The sequence below is a fragment of the Enterobacter sp. N18-03635 genome, from assembly GCF_004006055.1.
In the GTDB taxonomy this organism is placed as follows: Bacteria; Pseudomonadota; Gammaproteobacteria; order Enterobacterales; family Enterobacteriaceae; genus Enterobacter; species Enterobacter vonholyi.
Genome location: NZ_CP034769.1, coordinates 2,960,129 through 2,977,163 on the forward strand (window position 1 = coordinate 2,960,129; position 17,035 = coordinate 2,977,163).

The window sequence follows — 17,035 nt, forward strand, 5'->3', positions numbered from 1 at the left end:
TTCATCCCCTAAGCTTGACAATTATCAAACGTCTTAAATACTTAATTTTAAAGAAAATATACAAGAGAGCATAAACTAAAAAAGATATATCTCCACGTTTACGAGCCTTGTGCAACATATAACAGGCTCCTTTCTCCATTAACTTCAAGTTCGCTGATAAGCCAGAGTCACCAAAATTATGCTTTCCAGAGCCTGTTAAAACCGTAGATTCAGGGTGGTAATAAAAATTACCTCCACTGGCGCAAATTCGGACCCATAAATCTGCGTCTTCGCTATGTGTCATGTTAGTGTCGTATAGACCACAATCCATTATCACATCTTTGCGTACCAGTGCTGTAGACGTTTGCGGAAAAACTTTAATGAGTAGATCTATTAAACGTGCTTTATACAATGAAGTAATCTTTTTACCATATAAAGAAAGAACTTCTTCGTTGCGAGCGGAACCTATAAAAACGGGTTCAATGCAAGATTCAGTAAGATATTTATATTGTATTTCAAGTTTATTACTAATCCAAACATCATCAGCATCAAGGAAACCAATCCAGTCATGACGCGATTTCTTTATCCCATAATTTCTGGCCCTGGAAACGCCACCATTTTCAGTCGTATATATTGAAATATTTTTCACTCGATGAGCCAAAACATATTCATTCAACACCTGTAGTGTATTATCCACAGAACCATCATTAACAACGATAATTTCAATATTAAAATCGTCAGCAGGTTTTTTTTGTTCAACTACTGACTTGACTGCATTAACAATTGTTTTTGCGCCATTGTATACAGGTATAACTACTGATAAATTCATTTAAAAATATCCTGCCAATACTCTGTTATCTTTTCGTCATTCCATTGCTGTGCTGATTTATAAGCACCAGTACTTAAGCTATCCTGCAACTCGTCTGAATTTATCAATTCAATTAATTTATTTTTGAATAAATCTCGATTACCATCTTCTATTAAAAATCCGTTTTCACCATTGATAATATCCATTGGTCCTGAAGGACAATTAAAACTAATAGCGGGCAGACCAAAAGAAATAGCCTCAAGCAACACCATTCCAAAGCCTTCACTACGTGAAGTCAAAACAAAAATTGAAGAGTTATAATATAAATCTGATACATCCCGGACAGCACAACTTAACTTAACATTATCTTCAAGTTTATTGTTGGTGATAAATTTCTCGATATCTGGTTTTAATTCACCATCACCCACAATATGGAGCAACCAACCTTTTGGTAGTTGGTGTATACACTCTCTCCAGATGTCTAGTAAAAGTAAGTGCTGTTTATCGGGTGTTAGTCTTCCCACACATAAAACAGTTCTAACATCATCAGCATGCATTCTATATTTCAGATTAGGTTTATAGTGAGGCGTATACCGCACCGGAAAACCCATTTCCTTATAAAAGGCAAAATCACTTTTAGTTGGTAAGCAGTACGCATGACAATGTTTATACGTAACTTTTCGAATGAATCTATATATTTTATTATAATTATTACGTGCCCCATGTTCACTTATAATTATTTTTCTCGAGTTAACGCCTGCAAGGAGTAGTATTAAATGGACCAAGGGGTGAGTTACATAGACATAGTCGTAGACGTTGGTCGAAAAAAATCTTTTTAGATTAAATATCGTTATCCAAAAATTAGTGCCGACTTGTATTAAACGCCTCCATCTATGATTCATATCAAGATTGAGTTTTTGATTTAAGGTGTGCCGACCAACATTTTTATCGACATGGTAAAAATAATCTTTATTGTCAAAAGTAAGTACATCACACTCATATAGCTCCGAGAGTTTATTAACGAGTGTTGAAATTACTCTTTCAATACCACCAGCAGGAGACATTGATGGTATTATAAATAAAATACTCTTCATTATATCCTTCGAAAGCTCAGATTATTAAATAACAAAATTATGCGCCAGAGTACTACAGTCTGAAAGGCAATAGATATCTCCCATACATCAAATGACAAAAAAGATAAATACATAATGAGGAAAAAAGCAACTATTCTGTAACGTCTATTGAAAACAGGAATTAGCAAGTAAATGCTGACAAGCACTAATGATATTATTATAACGTTAAATATAAAACTAGTTATATCTCCTTTCATGAGAAAGGCTAAAAAACCCGGCATTCCCATAAATATACTGTATCCAGCATCTTGCCCCACGATTGCCAGGTTGAATATATTTGATGGGGAGGTTGTATCAAAGAGTGTTATCCCAAGCAACCTTTCGAGCATTATTCCCAGACTAAAGAAGTCAGAAACTGATTGACTAAAGTAATTATTGTGCAGAATTTCAATCAAAGAGGATGTTGTCGATATCCGACCAATCGCAAGAGACAGTATTTCATTAGAATCGAAAGCCACTCCACGCATTTCATTCCTAAGCGTATATACATAGCTTATTAAGTCAAGTAATGGACCTATAAAAATGAGTGGGAGTAAAAATAAAAAGTTCAGTGTGATTTTATTTATTTTGTTGTTAACAATGTAATACGCACCAATACATAAAATACTAATGAATATTCCCTGCAAGGAATGTTGCATGTAAGAAAAGAAGATCACAATCAATACACTTACTAAAAACTTTCGGTGTGATATTGCAGAGAAAGTGAGTAATGGTAGTATCGCTAAAGGGTTTAACTTACTTGCAATTTTTATCATTAAACCGGAAAACCCAGATTGCGCAACCTGCCCAATCTGGTTTGCACCAAAGAGTAAAGTAATGATACCAGTTAGTAATAACAATCTAAAAAATATAACATCGAGGCGTTTATTTTCACAATCATATATATATACATGCCCAGAAATTTTCACCATGTAATATATAAAAAGCAATGGCAGTATGTAAAAAAGGAAAATACTGGATGCTTCAGTGAAATCCAAGTTATAGGAATAACTTCTAAAATCACCTAACAGATATCCAGTATTATAAATAAAATATAGTGACACGATAATTGGTGCAATATATACATACACCATATACTTAGAAATTTTATTCATTCCGCATAATCTCTGCGATTCTTACTTTATAATTTTCAAATTTAAAATCTTCACGAACTTTACTTAATACCTCTTCGAATTTATCAAGTAGTTCTCTATTTTGTGCAATTTCCAAGACTGCATCAGCCATTTCCCTTACAGAGTCACAAAGGAAACCAAACTGTCCATATCTTTCAAAATAATGAGCCAGCTGTTTATTGCGCATAGCTATTACAGGCATATTAAAGGCAATACAATCAGCAAAAACACCGCTTGATACCAGGTCATATGTCGTGTCAGAAATTGTAGACTGACCAGAAAAAATAAGTGCGACATCTATTTTCTGAACATTACTATAAAATTCATTTTTACTGATCAGCGACTCTTTAAGATATCCTTTGCATAAGTGCTCAACATTTGTACATTTATCATAAATAAACCCTCCATCACTCACCCCTACGGTCATCAACCTGATACATGTCATATCCATCGAACTTATATAATTCGCAAGCTCATAAATCTTGTCGCTACCTTTATTTCCACTTTGGATGCCAAAGCTCCCAAAGTTTATATCCTTTCTGCTTTTTAGCAATTTTTGATGCGTGGATATAGGATGTTGCACATAATAAAATGTTCTGTTTTTGAAAAGCTGAGACAAACTTTCATGTATTGATGAACTAATACAAATGAATTTTACATCACCAAATCTAAAGCCCAACGAAATAAAGAAGCGTCCTAATTTCTGACCAAAACCAGATGGGGTTTTTAAATAACCAAGCTCTCCGTGCATAAAAAGAAAAATTTTTGGCCTTATAATTAGGCTCAATGTGCTTAATAAGGCGTACTGAAGAGGTGTTGCAGACAGAACAAAGACTGAACTTAATGTTTTAGGTAACTTTAATAAAATGACAGCCAGATGCAATGTTGAATATAGCCAGAAGTATAATTTTGTCCTCAAGATATTAATTTTATTAACTTTAACATCCGATTTTAATTCGGATATTAGTGTTGCATCATCTGATAACCAAATAGTTGCTTTATTCTCTTCACTAATTGCTTTAATTGTTAAAGAATTAAAAACATAATGCTCTTCTTTCTTTCTGAGCAAATCAATTATTGCGACTTCAGCTCTTGACATTTCTTAGATCCTGATAAACAGTTAGCGGCCATTTCCAGTTATTATAGAGTGACTGTACAAACAATTGAGATAATATCACCCCTAACAACCCTGCCTTTAAGTAATAAGTGGCCACAAAAGAAAGAAAAATAATTGACACCCCCGTTATTATCATGCTTTTAACGAATGGAATCTGGTTTTTTGTTGTTAGATATGAAGTGCATAATGAGTAATTCATTTCTAGTAAACTGCAGATCAAATATAACACTAGCATTTCTGTTGGCAAAAAATGTGTTTGCTGCGTTATATATTTTAGAAGAAAATCACCAAGAAAAACCAAGGAAAAAGCAGAAGCCATATAAATAGCATTAGCTGTCAATAGCGATTTTTTAAATAACCGCTTAACAGATGAATATTTCTGTAATGCCTGTTCAGAAGTCATACGTGGTAAATTAAGACCAAACAACATAGAGGCGACAATCACAATAACCATCATTACTTGTACCGTCAATCCATAAGCGGCTGCAGCTTTCAAACCAATGAAGCTTGATACTATAAGGATACTACCCCTTACACACAGGAAGTTACCTAATTGAACTATTCCCATGTCTTTAGCACTTTGCCAGACAATTGTTTTTAACTCTTTTGCTGCTTGAAGAGGGATATAATTTTTAATAATGTAATGATCATTGTTGTAGACACACTTGGTTATAATCCATCTATCGATGATTACAGCAATGACAGATCCTATTGCGAGGGATATTAATCCTTGACCACTTACTAACATGGGGATACTAACAGCCAGAAGGACAGACTTTGTTAACACTATAACTTTATTTAAAACAGTTTGATCCCCCCTTCCTTTCAAAATTGAATTATAATATCCAAAATACAATTGAACACATATACTTATACCATAAAGAGTCCAACAACTCATCACATAGAAAAAATCTAGAGTTGTGTGCAAACTATACAAATATATATTCCCAAGTATCACGATCCCTACAAACGCGAGAGTGGTTATTTTAAAATAAATTTCCCTCGCCGCTATTATTAAATCATTCAGAAGCTCTTTATTTATCTCTTCATCTTTGCATTCTGGTGTTTTATTATAAGATATATCCTTGGCCCCAGAATATACATAAGATATAAACCTAGAAACTGTAGGTAACAGACCAAATTCTAAAAGCTGTACCAGTCCTGCAAGAGCAACAAAAACATACCATAACCCTATTTCTTCTTGCCCCAAATATCTAAGAATAAAGGGCAATAGTAGTAAACTGGATGCAATGCTCAAGAATTGAGAGAGGTATCCCCATAATACATCCTTTTTTCTAACTACATGTTTCATGATTTAATTTGTAATTCACTTTTGAATAATTGAATCATGTCTGACAAATCAGACAGAACAGATCGAGGTTTGTATTCAGGAATCAATTTTTTTAGTAATGAAATATCTGTAATAGGGAATACCTCTTTTGTCGCATTATTTTCATGCCAATTCACAACGCAATTTGTATTTTGAATAAGCACGCTAGCGATCTGTTCTGATGATGTATTAATTCCTGAGGCAATGTTAATTATTTTTCCTACAGCTTCTTTGTTATCACTCAGCTTTATGACGCTTTCCGCTACATCAGTAACTGAGACATAATCTTTTTCATAATTTTTATCAACGTACATATCGATGCGTCCGTTGATTATTGCATTACGTGTTATAGAAGGCAAAAATAAGGGACTTTTTAGTGCTACCCCATAAACATTACTTGGGCGCACAATAGTAAATGGCTTACCACTTTTAAAGCATAATTCTTCCGCGACTAATTTTGTTAGATTAAAGAGACGGCGATTATCATCCTGCCTGACTATCAGATCGCTTGTTTCAGAGCTTTCATCCCCATTCATATATAATCTCGTGGAAGAAACATATATTAAGCGGTCAAAGTCAGCATTCTGGAGAAGTTCAGAGAGTAATAAGCAATTAGCAGTCAAGACATCAAATGGTTTTAGTTGGCAATCGCCATTGCCCGCGCAATAAATCAAGGTGCCAAGTTTTTTTGAAAAAATATTTGGATCGTTCCGTTCAGGAATCCACACATCTTTGTGCAAAAAATGTAGATGTCTTACTATTTCACTTCCAATGAAGCCATTCCCGCCGACTACTGTATAAATACTCATTTACTTTCCAAATTTCAATTGCTTACGAACGTCTTCCAATGAAGGAAGCTCCTTATCTTTTAAAGACAAATTTGGCTCAGAAATCGGCCAATTGATATTTATAGAATTATCATTCCAAATAATTCCTCCTTCATCCGTAGGATCATAAAAATCCGTACATTTATACTGAAAATCAGCAATGTCACTCAAAACGCAAAACCCATGTGCAAACCCAGGTGGGATATAAAACTGGAGCCTATTATCTCCAGAAAGAATAATAGATTCATACTGACCAAAAGTTGGGGAGTCTTCACGTAGATCTACCGCTACATCGAAAACTGTACCAGCGGTGACTGTTACCAATTTACCTTGCGGTTTTCTTTTTTGAAAATGTAAACCACGGAGCACATTACCTGTGGAACGGGAGCGATTGTCCTGAACAAAACTCTCTTTAATTCCAGCGTTTTTATAGCGTTGCTCGTGATATGTCTCATAAAAAAAACCACGTTCATCACCAAACACTTTTGGTTCAATTATTAAAAGACCATCTAATTTAGTTTTTATGATATTCATTTATTCAAAATACTCTTACTTGATAAGGCTTAATAAATAATTCCCGTAACCTGTTTTAGAAAGTGAACTCCCTATCGACTTTATATCTTCTTTACTCAGCCAGCCTTGATTATAAGCAATTTCTTCGAGACAAGCGATCTTGAATCCCTGTCGCTTCTCGACAGTTTGCACAAATTGCGAAGCTTCAAGAAGAGAATCATGTGTTCCAGTATCAAGCCATGCAAATCCACGTCCTAATTGCTCAACTTTTAAAGCCCCCTGGTTGAGATATTCTTGGTTAATACTCGTTATTTCTAACTCACCCCTATCAGACGGTTTCACTTTTTTTGCTATTTCAACTACCTGATTATCATAAAAGTACAGCCCCGTAACGGCCCAATTTGATTTCGGATGCTTCGGTTTTTCTTCGATTGAAATAGCATTGAAGTTATCATCAAATTCGACTACGCCGAATCTTTCAGGATCCATTACTTTATAACCGAACACCGTGGCGCCGCTCAAATTATCTACTGCATGCCGCAATTGTTTACCAAATGCCTGTCCAAAAAAGATATTATCCCCCAGGACTAAACATACTTTATCATTCGCAATAAACTCTTCTCCGAGGATGAACGCCTGCGCGAGGCCATCCGGTGAAGGTTGAACTTTATAACTAAGATTAATGCCTAAATGAGCACCATTTCCCAAGAGACGTTTGAAGCTATCACAATCCTCAGGAGTTGTGATAATAAGGATATCCCTAATACCAGCCAACATTAGCACTGAAAGCGGATAATAAATCATTGGCTTGTCATAAATCGGTAATAACTGTTTCGAGGTTCCCAATGTAATTGGATGCAAGCGTGAACCTGAACCACCGGCTAAAATAATGCCTTTCATTTATTGTTATCTCCATATTGTGTTGAAAGCCATGAAGCATATGCTCCACTTTTAACATTACTTACCCACTGCTCATTCGCTAGATACCATTCCACTGTCTTACGAATTCCGCTTTCGAACGTCTCCTCAGGCTTCCAGCCTAGTTCAACACCAATTTTATACGCATCAATCGCATAGCGACGGTCATGACCTGGTCGGTCAGCCACATACGTAATCTGATCGCGATATGACCCCTCTTTCGGCACAATCTCATCCAACAGATCGCAAATCGTATGAACCACATCCAGGTTCTGCTTCTCGTTATGACCGCCAATGTTGTACGTTTCACCCGGTTTCCCCTGAGTGACAACGGTGTAGAGTGCACGCGCATGATCTTCTACATACAACCAGTCACGGATTTGGTCGCCTTTGCCGTAAATCGGCAGCGCTTTACCGTCCAGCGCATTCAGAATTACCAGCGGGATCAACTTTTCCGGGAAGTGGTACGGACCGTAATTATTCGAACAGTTGGTGACAATAGTTGGGAAACCATAGGTACGCAGCCAGGCGCGAACAAGATGGTCGCTTGAGGCTTTTGATGCTGAATACGGGCTGCTGGGCGCATAAGCCGTGGTTTCGGTGAAGAGCGGCAGCTTAGTTGATGCCGGATGCTCATCAGGATGCGGCAAATCACCATACACTTCGTCGGTAGAGATATGATGGAAACGAAACGCTTTCTTCGCCTGTTCCTCCAGCGTTGTCCAATACGCACGAGCGGCTTCCAGCAACACATACGTACCGACAATATTTGTCTCGATAAACGCTGCCGGGCCGGTAATAGAGCGATCGACGTGACTTTCAGCGGCCAGGTGCATCACCGCATCAGGCTTATGCTTTGCGAAGATGCGATCCATAGCGTCTTTATCGCAAATATCCGCTTGCTCAAAGGCATATCGGTCGCTGTCGCTGACTTCACTAAGCGACTCAAGGTTGCCGGCATAGGTCAGCTTGTCCACGTTGACGACATCGTCCTGGGTATTTTTAATAATATGTCGTACAACCGCTGAGCCGATAAAGCCGGCCCCACCCGTCACAAGAATTTTCACGTTATCTGTTCCGTCTAGTATATATGTCTGGATACTGGCGTTCTGTAACCGGAGAATTTATAAAAAGTTCCGGAAATTGAGCACGCTACCGCCCCTGGCTTAACAGCTACCAGTGTACTGAGCGATGTCTGATTAAAAGATACGACTTACCTGGATACAGGCAAAAAACTGGCGTTAATTGTCGTCCTAAACGACCTCAGAAACAAGCACAAATCGCTACAAAGCAGTCCATGAGTAGACTGGATAACTCCATGTAAATATTGAATTTATAAAGAAAAACGGCAGTCATCATTTTGGTTGGATATCAACACACCAAAATAATGACTGCCGCTTGCGCAGGTCGGAGACAGAAGTATCAGTCGTTAGCCAGCAGCTTCTCGATGCGGCTTCTGAACTTCGCCCCTTCCTTCAGGTTACGCAGCCCATAGTTCACGAACGCCTGCATATACCCCATTTTCTTACCGCAGTCATAGCTGTCGCCGGTCATCAGCATCGCGTCAACAGACTGTTTTTTCGCCAGCTCGGCAATCGCGTCGGTCAGCTGAATACGGTCCCAGGCACCTGGCTCGGTTTTTTCCAGTTCTGCCCAGATATCAGCGTTCAGAACGTAACGGCCAACCGCCATCAGGTCTGAGTCCAGCGTCTGCGGCTGATCCGGCTTCTCGATAAACTCAACGATGCGGCTCACCTGCCCTTCCGTTTCCAGCGGTTCTTTGGTCTGGATGACGGAGTACTCGGAAAGATCGCCCTTCATGCGTTTCGCCAGCACCTGGCTGCGGCCGGTTTCATTGAAACGTGCCACCATTGCCGCCAGGTTGTATCGCAGCGGATCGGCAGAAGCGGTATCGATGATGATATCCGGCAGCACGACAATGAATGGGTTATCACCCACAACCGGACGGGCACACAGAATAGAGTGACCCAGCCCCAGCGGCTGCGCCTGACGGACGTTCATGATGGTCACGCCCGGCGGACAAATAGACTGCACTTCCGCCAGCAGCTGGCGCTTTACGCGCTGCTCAAGCAACGCTTCGAGTTCGTAAGAGGTGTCGAAGTGGTTTTCTACCGCATTCTTGGACGAGTGCGTAACCAGGACGATTTCTTTGATCCCTGCAGCAACAATCTCGTCGACAATGTACTGAATCATTGGCTTGTCGACGATCGGCAGCATCTCTTTAGGAATGGCTTTTGTGGCTGGCAGCATATGCATGCCCAGGCCTGCTACCGGAATGACTGCTTTCAAATTAATCATTATTTCTTCCACCTTAAAATGGTTGACGAATTATAGCTCTTAAACCTGTTTTCGCCAGCATGATTTGCCGTAATCCATAGGCAATGTTACGCCTTAACATCACCAATTTCTGTAGTTGTACTCTGATTCGATCGCGCTTTTATGCCAGGAATAGTCTCAAAACAGATGATTGTCTATTATCTGTGCGGAAGCGCAAAGTTCAGCCTTTCCACATTCACTACCTGCTGGTCGACCCGGTCAATATCCACCGAACTCTGCCCCTTCTCATTCACAGCTTTTATGTTCGCCAGTGACAGCAACGTCTCGTCTTTCGCCATAAACTTGCCCCGCACATCCTTGCGCAGGTCGAAGTTGATCTTCAGGGCAGGACCCACGGCGGCTTCCTGCATCACATTGATATTGCGTAAGAAAAGATGCTGCGGTTTGTTGTGCAGTTCCAGCGTTGCACGCTGCATTTCCACATTGGTTATCGCCACAAACGACGTGGCGTTGCCGGATGAAATCTGTATTCCGCGCAATTTATACGCAAGCTGGCGGTTATCGAGGTGAATATTATTGAGCTTGAAGTTCTGCGGGATGGACAAATAATCGCCTTTTATAACCCCATAGCCGATTAACATTCCGGCACTGTTAACCATGTCGACATTATCAATAATGAAATTATCACAGCCATAAATGGCCACGGTGGCGTTGTCTATTCCCGCTTTTTTACTGAAGTCGGGAGTAATATTTTTGGCTTTGATATTACGAATAACAAAATGCTTACCGTTTTCAACATGCACCAGCTGGCGACAGTTGCTGCCGGTGATGTTTGCCACCACGAAGTTCTTAACGGTTTGTTTTTCCGGGTAGTCGTTGTCGTAGGTGCTGCCGGCGAGGCCAATACCGATGCCCCAGTTGATTTTGCCGTTGGTGCAGTTGATGTTGTCGATAACATGGTCGGAGATCAGGATATTGCGATCGTTGATGGCGACGTTCCACTCGATTGCATCGCCCTGCAGATGGCTAAATTTGCTGTTGGTGATGCGGGCGCCATCCACCTGGTTATGGAAACCCTGGCGCAGAATGGCGTAGTTGGCCTGGCTCACGCTAATGTTGTCAATCAGCAGATTGCGCATCACGCTGGGTTTCTTGCCGCCGATGTAGATCTGCGTCACCGGGCCAAAACCGCTCATGGCCAGCCCTTTGATAACGCAGTCAGAGCCGCGAACGTCGAGCGTAATGTTCTCCGTGCGACCAGCACCTTCGCCTATCACTTTGCTGCCTTCCTGCAGAACAAAGCGGCCGCGCCCGTTGCCGGTTAACGCCCCTCGGATCAGCAAGGTTTTACCGTCGGGAATGAAAATACCCGTATTGATGTTTTCGCAGGTGAGCCCGGCCGGGACCACGACGGTGTCACCGTCATTAAACGCCTGCTTAAAAGCGGCGATCCAGTCGTTGTTATTGTACTGATTGACAGAGACCGTTCTGCCGCTTGCCGCCCGCGCAATGCGGGACGACAGCAGGGGCGTGGCCGCCAGAACGGACAGAGAAGAGACAAAGGTGCGTCGGGTAATCTTTTTCAGCATACATCCTCGGCGTTACAGCGTTTGCAGCAGGCTCGCTAGCTGGCGGTTAATCACCTGCTGGTTAAAATCGGTTTCAACTTTTTGTCGGGCGTTGTGGAGCACGGGCTCCAGCGCCTGCTGGTCGATGTCGCTGAAGGCAGCTAATCGGTCCGCCAGGGCCATCGCGTTATTCTCCGGCACCAGCCAGCCGGAATGGTCAGACTTGATCAGCTCCGGGATCCCGCTGTGCAGAGTCGATACCACCGGAATACCTACGGCCATCGCCTCCATCAGCGCCACCGGAATGCCTTCCATATCGCCATCGGCGCCCGTCACAGAGGGCAGCAGAAACACATCCGCCTCGTCGAGCATGGTCTTGACCTCGTGGCTCGGCTTAAAGCCCGGCATCTCTACGACATCTTCCAGCTGATACTGTTCGATAAGCGTGCGCAGGCGGCGCTCCCACGGCCCAATGCCGAGAATGCGGTAGTGGAAATCCACCCCGCGCGCTTTCAGCTGGCGGCAGGCTTCAATCGCCACATGCAGGCCTTTCTTCTCGGTCAGACGGGCTACGGAGATGATCTGCAGCGGTTTGCCCGGCACCTTCACCGGACGGCGGGTAAAGCGCGTTAAATCGACGCCCATGCGCGAAACGGCAATTTTCTCTCCCGGGCAGCCCATGTTTTTCAGGCGTCCGGCCCACAGGTCGCTGATGGGCAGCATCATGTCACCGCGTCTGAACAGCTGCTGATACTCCGGCGTGTAGTGGTTCAGCACTTCTCGACTGGAGATATCGATACCGTGGAAGATGGTCGCAATTTTACCGTCAATCACGCCCAGTTCGCGCAGCTTCGCGGCGGTGACGCCCGCTGGGCCAAAGTGGGCGATAAACACGTCGGCACGATACGGCTGCGCCGTTTGCCCGCAGATGGCCGACAGGATCAAATTGCGGGATTCGGACCCATAGCGGGAAATATTCAGCGCCCGCCACGTCGACGCGCGGTGGATCCCGCGCAACGTCTGGCTGGCCCGGTGGCGTAGCTTGCTCAGCTTCCCGGACGGCTCATCCTGCAGCCAGCGGGTTTTAGCCTCCAGCCCATACTGGGTATATGCCGCATGGGTATTTTGGGTATCGCCCTTTTGCAGGGCGATAATCTCCACGTCATATCCCATATCGATAAACGCGGTGATTTGGTTCAGGACAAACGTTTCAGATGACAGCGGAAATTTCAGTAAGAAGAAACCAACCTTCATTTCCCCTCCCGCACGCGGTCAAGTACCGATTTCACCATTCCAATGCCTTTTTCGCGCTCTGCTTTCACCGCAACGGCCAGACGCTCATTGATCGCAGGCAGCTGGCCGAGCGTATCCCCCACCATCGCGCCAAGGGAACCATCCAGGAGATGACGAATATCCACGGCCATTTCCGGCATACCGAGCTGCTGCATGATCCCGGCGGACTTGTGTTCGTAGTTGATGGCTATGGCAGGCGTGCCAAAGTTCATGGAGATAATCGCCGAGTGCAGACGCGTGCCCACCGTCAGATCGCAGGCGGAGAGCAGCTTGCCCATCTCCAGGTCGTTCAACTCGTCCATCACCACATGATAGCGGGACGGATCGTTCACCTGGTTGCGCAGGTTCAGCGCCACCATACGATCGTCTTTGTTGTAGCTGTCGATACCGGTGCAGGTAGAAAGCGCCAGCACCTGATAACCGCTGTCCAGCACGCGGTTCACCACGTCGGCGAACGCTTGCTCATACGCCGCCTGCGTCGTGCCTAAACGTTTATCGAAGGGCGCCAGCTCGCGCAGGGTAATCGCGACGGTTTTCTGTTTCGCCGCCACGTCGAGCCAGTGCTTCACCGCGTAGCTCGGCTGGAAGCTGTCGTCCTGGTGATCCACCAGCCAGGCGGTGTCCACGCCGTGCTCAACTTTTGAGGTGTCTATTTCGCTGCGCTTCATCATGTCGAGGCTGACCGACTCGCGCAGGATCAGCGCGTCGCAGTGGCCGAAGACATAGTTTGCCAGCTGGTTAAACTGCGGATCCTGGAATGGCCCCACGCTGTGGCCAATCATAAACAGCGGCTTTTTCGCCATAAAGGTGCAAAGCGCATGCTCAAACTGCGGCACGCCGTAGAGATCGACGAAGAACGAACCGCCAACCTGGATAATAGCGTCATAGCCGGACAGCAGACGAACAAAGTCGGTGAAGCCCTGCGCGATCGCGATGTTGCGCAGCTTGCCGGTATCGGTCACGCGGGAAAGCAGCACCTGGTGCTGGTAGCGACGACGCAACACTTTCTTCACGCGGCCCATCACGCCCGCGGCGTTATTGTGCTGTTTCATCTGGCTGTAGAGCGGGTCGCCCATCACCGGGCGGTTCAGTAACCAGGATGAGCTAACCGGATAACGGCTCATCACGTCCACTTCGGTCTCAGGCTTAAGGGTGTTAATTGCATCCAGTAAACCGCGCAGAATGGCGCTGTCGCCACGGTTGCCGCAGGTATGGTTGCCAAGAATTAATAATTTCATAATGGCCTCTTAAATAACTAGCCTGCGCGAAGCAGCGTTTTCATTTTTTCGTTACGGCAAAACTGGCGCTTCATCTCCACCACCAGCGCATTGCGTGACAGCACAATCATCACGCCAAATGCCAGCGCGCCCGCGGCAACCTGCACCGCCAGCAGCGCGGCCAGCGGCAGGTGACCGCTGAGGATGATGCCCAGGCCGTAGCTCACCGCCAGGGTCGGCAACGAGAGATAGAACGGCAGCCACAGGCTCAGGATGTACTGACGGTAGCTGGAGCCCAGCACCGGCTTGATCATGATGAAGTAGCTCAGAACGGTATTGACGATCTGCACCAGCAGGAAGCCCAGCGTGACGCCGATGGCGCCCGCCATATGCCCGCCGACGATAATCGCCGGAATAAACAGGAAGGTTTTGAACACGTTGAACTTAAAGCTGATATCCACGCGCGCTTTTGCCATCAGCAGGGAACCAATCGGATTCCCCACGGAGCGCAGGAGCCCCACCACGCACAGCAGCTGCAGGATCGGGATGATGCCGTTCCACTTCTCGCCAAACACCAGCGGCACGAAGTTGCTGGAAACCACCATCAGCCCCAGCAGCACCGGGAAGTTAATAATCCCCACCACGGAAAGCAGTTTGTAGAAGTTGACGCGCAGCTTCTCGGTGTCGTCCTGAATCTTGGCAAACGCCGGGAACAGGACGCGGGTGATTATCGGGTTCAGCTTCATCGGCGGCACCACCGCGACGTTGTAGGCCAGGTTATAGCCCCCCGCCACGCTCGCGCCAAGAATACGCGCCAGCACCAGCGTCGACAGGTTGGTATTCACATAGTTGATGATGCTGTCCGCCGTCAGCCACGCGCCAAAGCGCAGGTTGGACGAGACGGACGCAAGAGAGAAATGAAGCCCGGGACGGTAAATTTTGCGGCCAAAGTAGCCGAACAGCAGCGTACGCACGGCAGAGTTAACCAGGTATCCCAGGATTGCGGTCATCGCCAGCGGCCAGAAATGGGCGCTCACGACGGTAAAGGTAAAGCCCGCCAGCACGGCGCTGGTCTCGATCATGCCGATCTTGTTGAACTCCAGCTCTTTCTGCATCAGCGCGCGGAACTGCTGCCCGTGCGGGATCACCACGAAAGCAAAGGACAGCGTGCGCATCAGCGGAGCGAGATCCGGGTTGTGCAACACGCTGGCGATGGTGTCGCTCAGCAGGAATACCAGCACGAACACGAAAATCCCCAGTCCCACGTTCAGCCAGTAGAGCGTGGTCAGCTCAAGATGGCTGATCTCTTTGCGCTGGATAATCGAGTTGGCGATACCAAAATCAGACAGCGTATCGGCCAGCGCGATAATCACCAGCGAGACGGTCAGCAGGCCGAACTGGTGGTTATCAATGATGCGCGCCAGTACGGTCATCTGCACCAGGCCGAGGCCAATGATGACGATGGTCGCCATCGCTGACCACTTCGCCCCGCTGATGGTTTTTTCACGTAAGCTCATCTTAGTACGCCGCTTTGTTCACGAAACCTTTGAAGATGGTCAGAAAAACAATCTTGATATCGAACCAGATACTCCATTCACGGATGTACTCCAGATCGAATTCGATGCGTTTTTCCATTTTTTCCAGCGTGTCGGTTTCGCCGCGCCAGCCGTTGATCTGCGCCCAACCGGTAATGCCCGGCTTCACCTTATGGCGCAGCATGTAGCCTTCAATCAGCGAGCGGTACTGCTCGTTATGCGCCACCGCGTGCGGACGCGGGCCAACAATCGACATTCCGCCGGTAAAGACGTTGATAAACTGCGGCAGTTCATCCAGCGAGGTACGGCGCAGGAAGTTCCCCACGCGGGTGACGCGCGGATCGTTCTGCGTCGCCTGGGTCACCACCTTGTCATTTTCCATCACCTTCATGGAGCGGAATTTCCACACCATAATCGGCTTACCGTCCATACCGTAGCGGGTCTGGCGGAAAATAACCGGGCCGGGAGAGCTCAGCTTCACCGCCAGGGCAATGCAGCACAGCACCGGGGAGATGAGCAGTAAAATCAGCGAGGAGAGCACGATATCTTCCACGCGCTTGAGCACGCGGTTAATGCCCGACAGCGGGGTGTCGTACAGCGGTACCACCGGCACGCCGTTCACCTCTTCAATGCGTGAATGAAGGATGTTGAAGGTAAAGACGTCCGGGATGAGGATCACCGAACAGGTAGTGTCCGCCAGCTCGCGCATCAGCTGCTTAATGCGGGATTCGTCTCTCATCTGCATGGCGATGTAGACGTTGTGAATTTTACCGGCTTTCGCGTCTTCAATAAGCTGTTCGTAATTGCCCGCCCAGTCCGACGGCACGCCGCCCGGCTTCGCATCGTGGTAAATCCCGACCACTTCAAACCCTAACCACGGCTCTTTGCGGAAGCTGTCGAGCAGAACCTTACCAACCGGCAGATCGCCTGCTACGGCAACGAAGCGACGGTTATAGCCGCGGTTACGCAGCCAGCCCGCACCGAAGCGGATTAGAGAACGGCACACCACCATGCCGACGCTGCTTATTAAATACCAGCAGAGATAGGTGACGAGGCGATTATCAAAATCATGGCTGAACGCCACCAGGCCTGCGCTGAAGATCAGGCTGAGGGTCCAGTTCTGCAGCAGCAGCATCAGTTCGGTGGTCATTTTCACGCCGCGCCACGAGCGGTAAAAATCGGTCATTCCGCCAATCATCTGAAACACGACCAGCGCAATCAGGGCCATCAGCAGATGCATGTATAAGAACGGCAGCCCGCCGATCCGACACACCGCCCACAATCCACCGACCATGATGGTGATATCAGAAAAACGCTGCACCATAGAGATTAACGATGCATTCGTTCTCGCTCGTTCGCGTTTTTTTAGATTCGTCATCGTTGTTCC

15 protein-coding genes are annotated in these 17,035 nt (G+C 45.7%); all 15 read right to left on the reverse strand.

Annotated elements, in window-relative coordinates:
- Position 1: 1 nt before the first annotated feature.
- Positions 2–808 (reverse strand): glycosyltransferase family A protein, encoded by an 807-nt coding sequence (locus tag ELK40_RS14865; RefSeq protein WP_115875782.1) that lies wholly within the window; start codon positions 806–808, stop codon positions 2–4.
- A complete protein-coding gene (locus tag ELK40_RS14870) occupies positions 805–1,881 on the reverse strand; it encodes a glycosyltransferase family 4 protein (protein ID WP_127731602.1) in 1,077 nt (358 codons plus the stop codon). Before ELK40_RS14870 ends, ELK40_RS14865 begins: the two co-directional genes overlap by 4 nt.
- Complete coding sequence (wzy, locus tag ELK40_RS14875) at positions 1,881–3,014, reverse strand: oligosaccharide repeat unit polymerase (protein ID WP_127731604.1); 1,134 nt, start codon at positions 3,012–3,014, stop codon at positions 1,881–1,883. Before wzy ends, ELK40_RS14870 begins: the two co-directional genes overlap by 1 nt.
- Positions 3,007–4,131: a glycosyltransferase gene (locus ELK40_RS14880; RefSeq protein ID WP_127731606.1), complete on the reverse strand. Its 1,125-nt coding sequence runs from the start codon at positions 4,129–4,131 to the stop codon at positions 3,007–3,009. The genes wzy and ELK40_RS14880 overlap by 8 nt, the downstream gene beginning before the upstream one ends.
- On the reverse strand, positions 4,118–5,461 hold the full coding sequence (wzx, locus tag ELK40_RS14885) for an O-unit flippase-like protein (protein ID WP_127731608.1): 1,344 nt from the start codon (positions 5,459–5,461) through the stop codon (positions 4,118–4,120). The genes ELK40_RS14880 and wzx overlap by 14 nt, the downstream gene beginning before the upstream one ends.
- Positions 5,458–6,288 carry an SDR family oxidoreductase gene (locus ELK40_RS14890; RefSeq protein ID WP_127731610.1) on the reverse strand — a complete coding sequence of 277 codons (831 nt, stop codon included), beginning with the start codon at positions 6,286–6,288 and terminating at the stop codon, positions 5,458–5,460. The genes wzx and ELK40_RS14890 overlap by 4 nt, the downstream gene beginning before the upstream one ends.
- The gene (rfbC, locus tag ELK40_RS14895) at positions 6,289–6,840 is read right to left on the reverse strand and encodes a dTDP-4-dehydrorhamnose 3,5-epimerase (RefSeq protein WP_087822992.1); all 552 of its coding nucleotides are present in this window, start codon (positions 6,838–6,840) and stop codon (positions 6,289–6,291) included. It lies immediately after the preceding gene.
- 15 nt (positions 6,841–6,855) lie between these two features.
- The gene (rfbA, locus tag ELK40_RS14900; RefSeq protein ID WP_127731612.1) at positions 6,856–7,719 is read right to left on the reverse strand and encodes a glucose-1-phosphate thymidylyltransferase RfbA; all 864 of its coding nucleotides are present in this window, start codon (positions 7,717–7,719) and stop codon (positions 6,856–6,858) included.
- On the reverse strand, positions 7,716–8,804 hold the full coding sequence (gene rfbB / locus ELK40_RS14905) for a dTDP-glucose 4,6-dehydratase (RefSeq protein ID WP_115875789.1): 1,089 nt from the start codon (positions 8,802–8,804) through the stop codon (positions 7,716–7,718). Before rfbB ends, rfbA begins: the two co-directional genes overlap by 4 nt.
- Positions 8,805–9,159: 355 nt before the next feature.
- Positions 9,160–10,056, reverse strand: coding sequence for a GalU regulator GalF (gene galF, locus ELK40_RS14910; RefSeq protein ID WP_017383282.1), 897 nt, complete (start codon positions 10,054–10,056; stop codon positions 9,160–9,162).
- Positions 10,057–10,232: 176 nt separating this feature from the next.
- Positions 10,233–11,624 carry a colanic acid biosynthesis protein WcaM gene (gene wcaM / locus ELK40_RS14915; protein WP_047741609.1) on the reverse strand — a complete coding sequence of 464 codons (1,392 nt, stop codon included), beginning with the start codon at positions 11,622–11,624 and terminating at the stop codon, positions 10,233–10,235.
- A gap of 12 nt (positions 11,625–11,636) precedes the next feature.
- Positions 11,637–12,857, reverse strand: a complete 1,221-nt coding sequence (gene wcaL, locus ELK40_RS14920; protein ID WP_127731614.1) for a colanic acid biosynthesis glycosyltransferase WcaL — start codon at positions 12,855–12,857, stop codon at positions 11,637–11,639.
- Positions 12,854–14,134: a colanic acid biosynthesis pyruvyl transferase WcaK gene (wcaK, locus tag ELK40_RS14925; protein ID WP_127731616.1), complete on the reverse strand. Its 1,281-nt coding sequence runs from the start codon at positions 14,132–14,134 to the stop codon at positions 12,854–12,856. The genes wcaL and wcaK overlap by 4 nt, the downstream gene beginning before the upstream one ends.
- A gap of 17 nt (positions 14,135–14,151) precedes the next feature.
- Positions 14,152–15,630: a colanic acid undecaprenyl disphosphate flippase WzxC gene (gene wzxC, locus ELK40_RS14930; protein ID WP_044596701.1), complete on the reverse strand. Its 1,479-nt coding sequence runs from the start codon at positions 15,628–15,630 to the stop codon at positions 14,152–14,154.
- 1 nt (position 15,631) lies between these two features.
- Positions 15,632–17,026: an undecaprenyl-phosphate glucose phosphotransferase gene (wcaJ, locus tag ELK40_RS14935; RefSeq protein ID WP_115875793.1), complete on the reverse strand. Its 1,395-nt coding sequence runs from the start codon at positions 17,024–17,026 to the stop codon at positions 15,632–15,634.
- Positions 17,027–17,035 lie beyond the last annotated feature (9 nt).